A 14,311-nucleotide genomic window follows, 5' to 3' on the forward strand; every position below is an offset into this window, starting at 1 on the left:
TTCTCCGTATTTATTTATCTTTACATAGTTTGGTTTTTTCGTGCCGACTTACTTAAATCTACTTTGCTCAACATCATTGCAGGTTTAGATAGAGCAAGTATTGGCGGTGTGACTTTGGAAGGGCGAGAAGTTATAGATCCCAGTCCAGATCGGATGGTTGTGTTTCAAAACTATTCTTTGCTGCCTTGGTTAACAGTACGGGAAAACGTCGCCCTAGCTGTGGATGAAGTGTACAAGGGTAAATCCAAAAGCGATCGCCAAAACATCATCGAAGAACATATTGAGATGGTGGGGCTGCGTTTAGCGGCGAATAAACGTCCTAGCGAGTTATCTGGGGGGATGAAACAACGGGTGGCGATCGCCCGCGCCTTAGCTACTCGTCCGAAGTTGCTATTGCTAGATGAACCCTTTGGAGCCTTGGACGCCTTGACGCGGGGGAGTTTGCAAGAACAACTGATGAAAATCTGCAACGAACACAACGTTACTTGTGTGATGGTGACGCATGATGTAGACGAGGCGCTATTGTTGAGCGATCGCGTTGTCATGCTCACCAATGGTCCAGAAGCGCACATCGGGCAAATTCTCGAAGTCCCAATCCCTCGCCCGCGTCAACGCCTAGAAGTCGTCAAACATCCCAGCTACTACAGCCTGCGGAACGAAATGATTTACTTCCTCAACCAACAAAAACTACTTAATAAACGCAAAGCACAACAGACTCCAGCATCAGCAGCAATATCCCGCAATGGCTTAGAAAAAGTCAATCTGGAAATTGGCTTTATGCCTTTGACTGATGCTGCACCTTTAATCGTTGCTCAAGAAAAAGGCTTTTTAGCCAAGTATGGTTTAGATAATGTCACCCTCACTCGTGCCTCTAGCTGGGAAGAAATCGCTCAAGGGGTTGCTACTGGTAAATTAGACGCAGCCCAAATGCTGGCGGGAATGCCCTTAGCCCTGACTTTGGGCGCTGGGGATAAAAAACCAATTCCTGTGATCAATGCCCTAAATATCTCTCGCAATGCTAACGCCATCACCCTCAGCAAAAGATTGTATAGCCAAGGTGTGAGAAACCTAGCTGGCTTAAAAACGGCGATTAATGCTGCTCCCGACCAAATTTTGACTTTGGGTATAGCTCATCCAACGTCAATGGTGAACTTAATGCTGCGTTATTGGCTGGCGGCTGGTGGTATAGATCCCGATCGCGATGTCAGCATAGCGGCGATTCCACCAATGGAAATGGTTTCTCAACTCAAAGCCGGAAATATTGACGGTTACTGCGCTGGAGAACCCTGGAACTACCTTGCTGTTCATCAAGATTTAGGCTTTGTTGCCGCCACAGCTTTAGAAACTTGGTCAGGACAACCGAAAAAAGTCTTGGGAGTGCGGGAAGATTGGGCGCAGCAGTACCCAGAAACCTATCTTGCTCTCGTCAAAGCGCTATTAGAAGCTTGTCAATACTGTGACGATCTCCGCAACCGCGAAGAAATTTTAGAAATACTCTGCCGTTCTGAGTACCTTGACATCGATCCTGTATATGTTCGTCCTGGTTTTGTCGATCCCTACGATCGCGGCGACGGTACAGAACCACAAGAATTTACTGCATACAACCAGTTTTTTGTCAATAAAACCAACTATCCCAACCGCACCGAAATTTTGTGGATGATTACTCAGCTGGCACGTTGGGGTTTAACACCCTTCCCGAAAAACTGGGTGGAGGTGGTTGAAAGAGTCTGTCGTACAGACATATTTGGTGCAGCGGCACGGGAACTGGGCTTACTCGATATCGGAGAAGATGACCCGATTCATTTATTTGATAGTAAAGTTTTTAACCCATCAGAGCCGATAGAGTATCTCAAAAGTTTGGAAATTAAACGGCAAATCCGGGTTGAAGAAGTATTTATTTAGTGATTGACAAGGCAAGAGGCAAAGGGCAAAAGGCAAGAAAGAAACTCCATTAAAGAGTATTTGAACTCCATTACTTCTTTACCTCTTCCTTTGCGCCCTACCCTGCGGGAAGCCGCTCCGCGTCTATGCGTCCTTTGCGGTTCCTTAAAAAAAATTGTAATTAAAGGTATAAATCCATCATGCAAACAGTAAACGGAACCAGCAGCAAAATTCAAATTAATCAACAGCCAACCCAAAAAGCAGAAAATTTTTTAATCATAGAAGGCGTAAGCAAAATTTATCCAACTCCCGAAGGCCCCTACACCGTACTCGATGGAGTTGACTTAAAAGTGCGTGAGGGCGAATTTGTTTGCATAATCGGTCACTCTGGCTGCGGCAAATCAACACTGCTCAATATGATTTCTGGGTTTAACACTCCTACCGATGGTGTGGTCATGCTGCAAGACAAACCCATCACTGAACCAGGCCCCGACCGGATGATGGTGTTCCAAAACTATTGTCTACTGCCTTGGTTGAGTGCTTTTGACAACGTTTACCTCGCTGTTGATTCAGTGTTTCCGAAAAAAACCCAGGCAGAAAAACGCGCAATAGTCAGAGAACATTTAGCAATGGTGGGGCTGACAGAAGCAGCTGACAAAAAACCCAGTCAGCTTTCTGGTGGGATGAAACAGCGAGTAGCCATAGCCCGCGCCCTTTCCATTCGTCCCCAAGTTTTGATTCTCGATGAACCCTTTGGTGCCTTAGACGCCATCACCAAAGAAGAATTACAAGAAGAACTCCTGCAAATCTGGCGCGAACATCAAGTCACCGTACTCATGATTACTCATGACATTGATGAAGCACTTTTCCTGGCCGACAGAGTTGTGATGATGACTAACGGCCCAGCTGCCCAAATCGGTGAAATCTTAAATATTCCCTTCTCCCGCCCCCGCAACCGTCGCCGCATCATGGAAGACCCAGAATACTACAACCTACGTAACTACGCTCTGGACTTCCTCTATCGCCGATTTGCTCACGCTGACGAGTAGGAGTGCTGAGTTAAGAATGCTCCTTCATCTTCCCCAGTCCCCACTCCACACATTTTCCAGAAAGAAGAATGCTTAAAAAATTATTTTCATTCAGCGATCGCTATCGCATCTTACATCAGACTTGGTTTGCTTTTTTTCTTACCTTTGTCTGTTGGTTTAATTTTGCTCCCTTCGCTACAACCATTGGCAAGCAATTAGATTTAGCGCCTGAACAAATCAAAACTTTGGCTATCTGTAACCTGGCTTTGACAATTCCAGCCCGGTTAATTATTGGGATGCTTTTGGATCGTTTTGGTCCCAGAATTACCTATTCAATGCTGCTGATGTTTGCAGCTGTCCCTTGTTTGGCGACAGCCCTAGCACAAGATTTTAATCAATTAGTCATCAGTCGTTTGCTGATGGGAATTGTCGGATCTGGGTTTGTTGTCGGTATTCGGATGGTGGCCGAATGGTTCCAGCCGAAAGAGATGGGAATTGCCCAAGGTATTTATGGCGGTTGGGGCAACTTTGGGGCTTTTGGTGCCGAGTTTGCTTTGCCGATAATTGCAGTTTCTACAAGCTTTTTGGCTGGTGGTGCTTCTAATTGGCGATTGGCGATCGCTTTTACAGGAATCATTGCAGCTATCTACGGCGTAATTTATTACAACAGCGTCCAAGATACACCCACTGGTAAAATCTACAAAAAACCTAAGAAAAATGGTGCTTTGGAAGTAACTAGTATTAAAAGCTTCTGGGCGATGATTGCCTCAAATTTTGGGTTGATTTTCGCCTTAGGTTTATTAGCTTGGCGCTTAGAACAAAAGAATATTCACTTTTTAACTTTGAGCCAAATGTATCTTGCTTGGTTATTATTAGCAGGATTATTTGTGTACCAAAGTTACAAAGCTTGGCAGGTAAACCGAGAACTTTTAATTGGCAGAAAAACTTACCCACCAGCCGAACGCTTTCAATTTGGTCAAGTTGCTTTACTCGAATTTACTTATGTAACTAACTTTGGTTCAGAACTTGCTGCCGTTTCCATGTTGCCAGCATTTTTTGAGAAAACCTTTGGTTTAGAACATGTTGTAGCTGGGATGATTGCCGCTACTTATCCATTTCTGAATTTAGTTTCTCGTCCTAGTGGTGGCTTAATTTCTGATAAATTCAGCTCCCGTAAATGGACAATGACAATTATCAGTGTGGGTATTGGTATTGGTTATTTGATGACACATTTTATTAATAGTAACTGGCCGATTCCGCTGGCGATCGCAGTTACAATGTTTGCCGCTTACTTTGCCCAAGCTGGCTGCGGCGCAACCTACAGCATCGTACCCTTAATTAAGAAAGAAGCCACTGGACAAATTGCCGGTAACGTCGGCGCTTACGGTAATTTTGGTGGCGTAGTTTACCTGACAATTTTTAGCTTAACTGACGCTCCCACACTATTTAGCACAATGGGTTTAGCTGCAATAATTTGCGCCTTTATGTGTGCCTTCTTTCTTAAAGAACCGAAAAATTCATTTGCTGCTGATGAAAGTGAAGCATCAGAAACACCAGCTACTATCTTCTTAACTGAAGAATAATCAGGCTCGTGCTCCAGAGGTAGAGACGCAGAGAGTAAGAAGAGCAATTTTCGGCGTTGCTAAATCAGAGTATGAATTGACATTTTTCGATATGGCTCAACAAAGATTATTTGCGCTTTTGTATGAGACTAATTCATAGTTTCAATCAGCAACGTCTAATTTTCAATTGTTTCTAAACACTCAATATCTCTGTTCATTTCTTCTCTGCGTCTGTGCGTGAAATTATTCATTTACAACTGCCATGAGTGAATTTACCAAAACCCTTTGTCCTTACTGTGGTGTCGGTTGCGGACTAGAAGTTTCACCTCCAGCTCAACCTAACAAAGCAACCAATCGAGATAGCCAAGGAAATCCAACTTGGCGGGTGCGGGGTGATAAAGCTCATCCATCGAGTCAGGGTATGGTTTGCGTTAAAGGTGCAACGATCGCCGAATCTTTAGATAAAAATAGATTACATTACCCAATGGTGCGAGACTCTTTAGACCAAGAGTTTCGCCGTGTTAGTTGGGATGAAGCTTTCAATCTTATCGCTAAGCGCATTCAAACTGTGCGTTTCACCCAAGGGCCAGAAGCTATATGTATGTATGGTTCTGGTCAGTTTCAAACCGAGGATTATTACATAGCCCAGAAATTCATGAAAGGGTGTTTGGGTACTAATAATTTTGATGCCAACTCCCGTTTATGTATGTCTAGCGCTGTGGCTGGATACATTCAAAGCTTTGGCTCAGACGGCCCTCCTTGCTGTTACGAAGACCTGGAGTTAACCGACTGTGCATTTTTAATTGGCACTAATGCAGCTGAATGTCACCCGATCGCTTTCAACCGACTGGCAAAGTATCATAAAAAGAACCGCAAAGTCAAAATGATTGTGGTCGATCCCCGTCGCACACCAACCGCAGAAGCCGCAGATTTGCATTTAGCCATTCGTCCTGGTACAGATATCGATTTGTTAAACGGTATCGCTCATTTGTTGATGCGCTGGAACTACGTTGATACGATGTTCATGGACGACTGTACCAGCAATTTTCCTGCATACGCCGAGGTAATTCGCCACTATCCGCCAGAAGTGGTAGCTCGTGAATGTGGGATCAGTATTGAAGATTTAGAAACAGCAGCTCAGTATTGGGGTCAATCACAGCGGGTGTTGTCGTTGTGGTCAATGGGTGTGAATCAATCCTCAGAAGGAACGGCTAAGGTGAGAACCATTATTAACCTGCACCTGATGACCGGACAAATTGGCAAACCTGGGGCTGGGCCTTTTTCTCTCACAGGTCAGCCAAACGCGATGGGAGGACGGGAAGCTGGGGGTTTGGCACATTTATTACCCGGTTATCGGGTGGTAAAAAATCCCCAGCACCGTGCAGAAGTTGAGGAGTTTTGGGGACTCCAGCCGGGACAAATTTCGCCCAATCCTGGTTTGACTGCTTGGGACATGATTACTGGGCTGGAAAATAATGCTGTAGGGTTACTGTGGATTGCTGCTACTAATCCGGCCGTGAGTATGCCAGATTTAGAACGGACAAAAAAGGCGTTGTTGCGATCGCCTTTTACCATCTACCAAGACGCTTATTATCCCACAGAAACCTCTGCCTACGCTCACGTTCTGCTACCAGCAGCCCAATGGGGTGAAAAAACTGGCGTGATGACCAACTCCGAACGCGTGGTAACTCTGTGTCAAGCCTTCCGCCAACCGCCAAGAGAAGCGAAACCAGATTGGGAAATTTTCGCTGAAGTCGGTCGTCGGCTTGGTTTTACTAAAGAATTTGCCTTTGCTAACTCGGCTGAAGTTTACGCTGAGTTTGCCCAACTAACTAAAAATCGCCCCTGCGAGATGACGGGTATCAGCCACGCCCAATTAAAGGCACAAGGCCCGACTCAATGGCCTCACCCAGAAGAGGACGTGGGGACGCGGGGACACGGAGACACGGAGAAAGAGGACACGGGGACATTTTCTTTCTCCGCGTCAGAGCGTCTCCCAGTCTCCGCGTCTTCCTTGCAAGGTAAGCGCTTATATACTAATCTTAGCTTCCATACCCCTGACGGACGCGCTCGATTTGGGGCATATTACTCCAAGGGATTGGCAGAACCACCAAACCCTGATTATCCTTTTGTGTTAACTACTGGACGAGTTTACGGCCATTGGCACACCCAGACGCGCACCGGGCGGATTGAAAAAATTTGCAAAATGCATCCCCAACCGTTTATCGAAATTCATCCCCGTGATGCTGCTCGCTTAGGTATTGTAGATAATCAGTATCTAGAAGTGCGATCGCGTCGCGGTGAAGCTAAATTTCCTGCTAAAGTAACAAAAGCGATCGCGCCTGGTACAGTTTTTGTCCCCATGCACTGGGGTTCACTGTGGGCGGATAATGCCGAAGCTAACGCCCTCACCCATCCTGAATCTTGCCCCGATTCCCTGCAACCAGAATTAAAAGCCTGTGCGGTGCAGTTGATACCAATTTCTCTGGAAGTTACAGTCAAAAATTATGAACTCCAATCTTCAAAACGGTAAGCAGGTAATTTAGTCAATAGTCAATAGTTAATAGTTACTATAATTTTTTCTGTATCTCAACTGTTGGCTGTTACCAATTACTATATCTAAAGAGGTAAAATTTTAAGCAACAAATTTTACTAGCCCACATTTCAATTTGGAAAATAAAAAACTGACCAAACATCGGTCAGTCCTCTTTTTGAATCCTCTAGATTTATCTATGGGATTTCATTTTATAATTGGGTGCACAACATGAGAAGGCTACTGAAACGAATTTTAGGAACTACAACAGATGAGAACTTTATGCACCTCATTGAAAATATAGAGGTGCTAGTTTCTAAGGTTCTATCTCTTTTAATGGTAGTTGTAATTTTAGTGGCGATCGGGGATTTAGGGATTTTTATTTTCAAAGAATTATTTACAGCCCCTTACGGTAAGTTTAACACAACATTATATAAAATTTTCGGTTTATTTTTGAATGTTTTAATTGCTTTAGAAATCTTAGAAAATATCACAGCTTATTTACGAAAACACGTTTTTCAGGTGGAATTAGTTATTGTCACTTCTTTAATTGCTGTTGCCAGAAAAATTATTATTCTTGATTTAGAAAAAGTTGGAGGAATTGATATAATAGGTCTAGGTATTGCTATTCTGGCGTTGTCAATTAGTTATTTAATAATTCGTTTCAGTACTTCCAAATAAATAAGAGACACAATAACCCATTGTGCGTTAAAAAAACAGCACTTTACAACTAAGATCAAGTCCACATCTTCAATCAGTGAACAGTAAACACAAAGCGTATGGTAGGAGACTGTTAGCCGCCACCAACGCCTAGCAACAATTGGTTTGGTGTTTCACCAAGGATAAACACACCATTCTTTACTGATAACTGATAACTGTTAATAGGTTACTCAACCAAGATTCTCATCAGCTAATTTTAAATACTTTCTTATGGTAGAATTCTTTGAATTTGAAGCAGATTTTGTTGATTCGCTGCGTTGTATTCCCATGCAGGTGCGTTGCAAATTAGATACCTGTGGTATTAAGCTAAAATTGTCTGATTGGAACCAAATGACTACAGCAGAGCGTCAAGCGTTAGTCGAATTACCTTGCACTACAGAAACCGAAATTCAGTCTTATAACGAATATATCCAGCAGTTGATTTTACAGCGCACAGGCATACCAGCTGCCAAATTGCCTATAGAACCCCATCCTGCGTGGCTAGACTCTGCCAATGTACCACTCACTGTCCACGAAAAAGCTCAAGAAATAGGAGTAGTTCTGACACAGCAAAAATGGGCAGCTTTGAGACCATTACAGCGTTTTGCCTTGATTAAACTGAGCCGCTCAGGGCATGAAAATAAAAACTTTCCCAGAGCGATCGCAGAATTTAATTTGCTTTAATTAAGCTCAGTTGCTAATTATATAGTTGAAGCTAGTAATGGTCAATAGCCAATAGGCAATGGTTTCTCTTGCCTTTTCCTAACTAGCAAATAATATACAAGGATGCGTTAAACTTTGTTAACTCGTAGCCTTCAAATGGTGCATTATGGCACAGTTAATGCTGTAATATATCGATGAATTCTCGTATAAGTTCATCGCTTGATGTGCGTCTAAATTCACATTTAGACGTTAAGGATTGTCATTTGTCAGTTGTCCTCTCTTACAAAGTTATACCAATTTGAAAAAAGAATGCGACAGATACATACTCCCAAACCTTTGTTATATCTGGCTTTCTTAATTTTGAATTTTGTTAGCGTAGCTAAGCCGTGTCCGCGAGCGTCATTTTGAATTTTGAATTGGTATTATGTTGGCTGTAAGTCGGCGCATCCTGTGGGATATTGCTAGAGACTTTGTGCTTTATCCTTGGTAAATGACCAATGACCAATAACAAATAAACTAATAACTCAGGATAGTAAAAACATGGCTGCAAAGAAACTTTTGATGCTCGTTGGTGACTATGTAGAAGACTATGAGGTAATGGTTCCTTTCCAGGCACTACAAATGGTAGGACACACTGTCCATGCAGTTTGCCCCAATAAAAAAGCTGGTGACAACGTGCGAACAGCAGTTCACGACTTTGAAGGAGACCAAACGTACAGCGAAAAGCCCGGACACAATTTCACTTTAAATGCTACTTTTGCAGAAGTAAAAGCCGAAACCTACGATGCTTTAGTAATTCCTGGAGGAAGAGCACCAGAATATATCCGTCTGAATCAGCAGGTACTAGAAATTACCCGTCACTTTGCTCAAACAAATAAACCAATCGCTGCCATCTGCCACGGCTTGCAGTTATTGGCAGCTGCTGATGTATTACAAGGCAAAAGATGTACTGCTTACCCTGCTTGTAGCCCAGATGTCAAGAGTGCTGGAGGTATTTATGTTGATATCCCTGTTGATGAGGCCATAGTTGACGGTAACTTGGTGACAGCACCAGCTTGGCCTGCTCATCCTCGTTGGTTGGCAGAATTCCTCACAGTACTTGGAACCAAAATTGAACACCTCCAACTGTCTAGAGTTGTTTAAAGACAAGATATCAAAAATCTTTGAGTTTAAATCTCGCAGTTTCTTTGACTACTCGCTACTTCCTGCCTCAAAGGAGTCTAGTCAATCATTAAGCTGTCGGACATTTAACGTAACACATCGTTTCGTGTTGACTAGCTCCTGTTGACGATTGGCATTTAACTGTTAGTGGTCATTATGAGTAACTGTGCAATTTAAAAGCGTAATAGGTTAGTGGCAAAAATAACTGACAATAGACCACTGGCAATTATATATTTTCTTCATGTAAGTAAATGCAGTAATAACTACTATTTAGTAATAAATTGCCGTGCATTTAATTTGCAGCTAGGATGTCAAGAGTAGATAACCCATATAATCTGAATTTATGTGCCTCAGAAGCCAGGTTGAGGAAAAACTCTCAACCGATGAAATACTTATTAACATTATGATGAGTGAAAAAATTTGAAATTTTGCATCAATAAATTTAAATTTATTCGCAGTAAGTGAAGCTATAGTGGATTTAGCAATGCTGCTGTTGATGTGGCTAAGGTTAGTCCTGCTGCCAAATTATTTTAAGAATTAATTTAGAAACGCACTCTAACTCAATGACAGGCAAAAACGCAAGACATAATGCATTTCTGCGGCTAGTGTCTGGTAATGGAGCAGCTTCGGGATCGGAATCTCGCTTCTCGCTCTCCCCCAGTAAAGAGATAGTAATTGGACGCGACCCCAGCTGCCAAGTTGTCTTGGATGCCATGATGTATCGAATGGTATCTCGTCGTCATGCGGTGGTTCGTCCCCTGTCTTTATCTCCAGATAGCAAATTTAGCTGGGTGCTTTGTGATTTGAATAGTGCTAATGGCACTTATTTGAATGGACAACGCTTGTATGAATGTCAAGAATTGCACCCAGGCGATCGGATTTCTCTAGGTTCTGATGGGCCGCAATACGTTTTTGAGTACGAGTTGACCTCACTCGCCCCGGCAACGACAGTTAACCAACTGACACCACTACCGTCAGCAACCAACTACCACAACCACACCCAATTAAAGCAGCCCGATTCTGTTAGCTTCACTCAGCTTTTTCCGATTATTTCCACTGGTAAAGATTTAACTCGTAAAGCTTACCTTGTACCAGGAATACTGACCGTCATCTTTGTAGTGCTGATGTTTGCTACAGTCGGTCGTCCCCAAGCAAATCAAGTAATTGTCGCAAGTTATATTGCCTTTGCTGCCTATTATTTTGTTTACCAACTTTGCGGTAAACAAAAGCCGTGGTGGGTGTTAATGGCTACGGCAATGGGTACGACGCTGATTTTGCTCAGCCCACTGTTGGATTTATTTATCTTCGTGTTTCGTGGCATCCTGCCTGGAAACTTGCCCTCACCCCAAGAATCTACCACCTTCACAGAGTTACTGGTACGAATGTTTTTTGGTGCTGGGTTGATGGAAGAATTACTCAAGGCAGTGCCTGTGCTTGTAGTATTTGCCATCGGTAGAATGTTGTCTTCACCTTGGCGAGAACGCATCGGTGTTTGGGAACCTCTAGACGGTATTCTCTTAGGAACGGCTTCTGCTGTGGGCTTCACTTTGTTGGAAACTCTCGGTCAATATGTCCCGGATATCACTCAAAATGTCACGCAACAGGTGGGTATCGGTGCTGCCGGTCAACTGGCGGGTTTACAACTGCTAATTCCGCGAATTTTAGGCTCTGTGGCTGGACACATGGCTTATAGTGGCTACTTGGGCTATTTTATCGGCTTGGCTGTCCTCAAACCCAGTAGAAGTTGGCAAATTCTTTCTATTGGTTACCTGAGTGCCTCTGCACTCCACGCTCTCTGGAATGCCACTGGATCGATCAATGCCTTGCTGTTAGTAGTTGTTGGAGTATTATCTTACGCCTTTTTGATGGCGGCAATTCTCAAGGCACGCGCGCTTTCACCAACGCGATCGCAAAATTTTGCTACCCGATTTCTTGGTCCCAGATAAGAGATGAGGGGGATGCGGTTCGGCTTTGCTCACCAACCGGGAGATGGGGAGGCAGGGGGAAAATAACTCTTAACTCCTAACTCAATAGTTAATAGTTAACACTCAACACTCAACACTGTTTTGCCCGATTCCCAATTCCTAATACTTTGAAAAATGTATGTCTTGGGATAGATGGTCTGATTTTTAAATTAGTCTATCCTTAGGCTACCCTACAATTGTTGTGTTCAAAGTAAAATTTGGTAAATGCTTAAAAAGCAACACAACATTAGCAGATAAATATATCTGTCTCGAAAATTTAATTATTCAATATCCAAAAAATAAATAGCAGATTGAAGTTATGGTTGGGACTGGTATTTACTGAGTTGAGTTAAAGCGTAGTAGGCGATGGCCAAACTAACCTTTGCTTGTTCTATTTCTGATAAAGTTGTCCATTCCCGATTGTTCAGGTTACTGATAGTAGATGCTGGGTTATGTGATTCGTTGCTTCGCATAGCATAAGCAAAAGGACGAGCCAACACTAAAAGATCCTCTTCTCCCCAATTTGGCATGACTGCTTGAACGCACTCAACTAATTGTTCGCCCCTTAATTGGTGACGCGAAAATATTTCAGCAGCTTTAGTAGCAATGGTGTTGAGTAATGCTTGGGGAACGGAAGTATAAAAAGTGGCGCGTAATGTTTCTTGGAGATTAAGTACTATTGACTGTTGGCAATTGTGATTAGAGCTTTCATTAAAAGAGATACCTGACCAAAGTGTATCTAAATGGTTGTAAAAATCTTGTGATCGCTTTGTCAGATCTTCATCGATTAAATCTTGGCTCTCGAATTGTTGTTCTAATTCTTGAAAATAAGCTTCTGATTCTTCATCGGCCAGATTCCAAGGATAGGTAGCATCATCTGGTTCTAGTAAAGCTTCTAATAGCTCTAAATCTACTTGAGAGTGCAAAGAAGAGAAAGTGTCTGAACCATTAATTTTATTAGTCATTTTTTTACCTCACGATTATTTAGTGGTATTGACAGCTACAATCGCCGAGAAGAGATTTCCGCAAAAAATTTGATTTTTTCTAGGGTAAAAACAGATTTTTAAAATTGATACTTGAGACCAAAATTAATTTCTGCAATAGCCCTACTAGGAGTCTTCAATAACAAACTCCCAGGTTTCACCTCTAGCACTTCCAAACTTTAACTGCATACCGGATTTCAAGGGGACTTCCTCTCGGAGGATTTGTTGCCAGCCATTAGGCCCTAAAAACCACGTTGTCCCGTAGGTAGAAAAATCTTGCAAATAATAAGTTCGCACTAGTGTAGCATCAGTCAAAGTATTGCGGCAGAAGATTTCAGCGTGACGCTTAGAAACAGACGGTTCCGGGATAACAATATCATTATCTTTGGTGCGACCGATGCGAGTGACTCCATAACGCAATAACCAGGTTTTATCTTTTGAAGAGAGCGATCGCAAACAAGCACTAGGAAGCCCAGAACCTACATCAGGAATCGCTGTGTCTGGTAATTCGGTAATTCCTTCATCCATGTTTTTAACGAGTTCGCCATTAAAATCTGGATGTAGGTAGAGAACGGGCAAAGTCCAAGCAGGTTGATTGAACCTATAGAGTGTTAACAATTCTTTTCTAGCCTGGGTCACAGCTTCATCAATTGGCTTATACAATCGCAAAGCTTCAGTAAAGGCTTGAATAAAACTGTGGCTTTCGTGGTCGGCGATTTCATCGCGCATCCCCAAAACCGCTGGTACACCATGCCGAATTAATACTTCTGCCAAACTGCTGGCAGGTATCGCTTGATTATTGCTAGTAGCTGGTTGCGCTCCCCAACACGCGTTGAAAACCGCTAACTTCACACCTGTACGGTTCAATGCTTGCGCCAATTCTATACCATTGAGGGTCTTGTCCGATCCCAAAAACAGTAGCCCACCGTCTGGATCTGGCAACCCGTGTCCAGCATAAAAAAAGACATTGTATGCTTTGGTTTCTAATTCTTGAATCAACTCCTCTGGAGTTGGTTGTAATAGTTGATTTACTGTGCAGGGCGCATATCTTTGGGAATTGCTATCAACTGGGGTATCTGTAAGAGTTTGCTGTAAAATCAGGGCTTCTTGTTCTAGTTGCAGCTGATCATCATGACCTAAAACCAACAGGATACTTAAAGCCTGGTCAGTTCGCAAATACGGTAAGGGGTCAACTTCACTGCTAGTGCGACTAAATAGCAAATCTTGGGAAAGGGACATTGCAGATTGACCAGGCTCACGCTGCATAATTTCCCACGGGAAAGCAATTAGATCCGGTTCGCGAATTTCCAGTCGGAAGCGCAAACGTGTATGCTGACCTTGAGCAATCCCGCGACTGCGTTCTAAACTGCCGAGAATTTGTCCATCGAATACCCAGCGCCATAAACTCATTCCCAAGTATTGCATCAGGCGACTGCTGTAAGGACCAGTGGCCAGACCTGAAGGGAATGAAATCGAATCATTGGGTAATAGGTTGCTGTTTTGAGATGTTGAATTTGGGGGAAGATCTAAATGGCTATGGCCAGCAAACATCTGCCGCCATTCTTGCCAGACTTGGGTGAGTTCAACAGGCCACACACAGTCACGTAAAACATAGCCACTGGGATAGGGAGCCTTGACCACCCAAATGGCGAAGTTGTCAGTGCCAGTGTTTAAGAGACGGGCGATCGCCAAATTCAGGGATGGCATGGATTCATAAAACTAAAAGCTAAAAACAAATAATTTCAAATAACAATTCTTTAAGGTAAAAATTTTTACTTTTTTACCTTATCAGTTTTTGAGTCTGATTGTTACCTGTTATTATTCCAGGTTTTTTCTA

The 14,311-nt window shown here is 43.0% G+C and carries 10 protein-coding genes; 8 read left to right on the forward strand and 2 right to left on the reverse strand.

Annotated elements, in window-relative coordinates; all coding sequences use genetic code 11:
- The 8 genes from ACM0OY_RS18320 to ACM0OY_RS18355 form a co-directional block, all read left to right on the forward strand.
- The coding region (locus tag ACM0OY_RS18320) for a nitrate ABC transporter ATP-binding protein (protein ID WP_414570272.1) at positions 1-1,902 on the forward strand (1,902 nt) is incomplete at its 5' end.
- 179 nt (positions 1,903-2,081) lie between these two features.
- Positions 2,082-2,930 (forward strand): nitrate ABC transporter ATP-binding protein, encoded by an 849-nt coding sequence (locus ACM0OY_RS18325; protein ID WP_414570273.1) that lies wholly within the window; start codon positions 2,082-2,084, stop codon positions 2,928-2,930.
- A gap of 68 nt (positions 2,931-2,998) precedes the next feature.
- Positions 2,999-4,492, forward strand: coding sequence for a NarK family nitrate/nitrite MFS transporter (locus ACM0OY_RS18330; protein WP_414570274.1), 1,494 nt, complete (start codon positions 2,999-3,001; stop codon positions 4,490-4,492).
- Between the two features lie 241 nt (positions 4,493-4,733).
- Positions 4,734-7,004, forward strand: a complete 2,271-nt coding sequence (locus ACM0OY_RS18335) for a molybdopterin oxidoreductase family protein (RefSeq protein ID WP_414570275.1) — start codon at positions 4,734-4,736, stop codon at positions 7,002-7,004.
- A 231-nt stretch (positions 7,005-7,235) separates the two neighbouring features.
- Entirely contained in the window at positions 7,236-7,685 is a 450-nt protein-coding gene (locus ACM0OY_RS18340; RefSeq protein WP_414570276.1) for a phosphate-starvation-inducible PsiE family protein, read from the forward strand.
- Positions 7,686-7,934: 249 nt separating this feature from the next.
- A complete protein-coding gene (locus tag ACM0OY_RS18345) occupies positions 7,935-8,387 on the forward strand; it encodes a nitrate reductase associated protein (RefSeq protein ID WP_414570277.1) in 453 nt (150 codons plus the stop codon).
- Positions 8,388-8,906: 519 nt separating this feature from the next.
- Positions 8,907-9,509, forward strand: coding sequence for a DJ-1/PfpI family protein (locus ACM0OY_RS18350; RefSeq protein ID WP_414570278.1), 603 nt, complete (start codon positions 8,907-8,909; stop codon positions 9,507-9,509).
- Positions 9,510-10,090: 581 nt separating this feature from the next.
- On the forward strand, positions 10,091-11,473 hold the full coding sequence (locus ACM0OY_RS18355) for a PrsW family glutamic-type intramembrane protease (RefSeq protein ID WP_414570279.1): 1,383 nt from the start codon (positions 10,091-10,093) through the stop codon (positions 11,471-11,473).
- A 335-nt stretch (positions 11,474-11,808) separates the two neighbouring features.
- Here ACM0OY_RS18355 and ACM0OY_RS18360 read toward each other — a convergent pair whose 3' ends face one another.
- Positions 11,809-12,456, reverse strand: a complete 648-nt coding sequence (locus ACM0OY_RS18360) for a hypothetical protein (RefSeq protein WP_414570280.1) — start codon at positions 12,454-12,456, stop codon at positions 11,809-11,811.
- Positions 12,457-12,600: 144 nt separating this feature from the next.
- A complete protein-coding gene (locus ACM0OY_RS18365; protein WP_414570281.1) occupies positions 12,601-14,181 on the reverse strand; it encodes a CHAT domain-containing protein in 1,581 nt (526 codons plus the stop codon).
- Positions 14,182-14,311 lie beyond the last annotated feature (130 nt).

Source organism: Nostoc sp. CCY 9925 (assembly GCF_963920935.1).
GTDB lineage: Bacteria > Cyanobacteriota > Cyanobacteriia > Cyanobacteriales > Nostocaceae > Nostoc.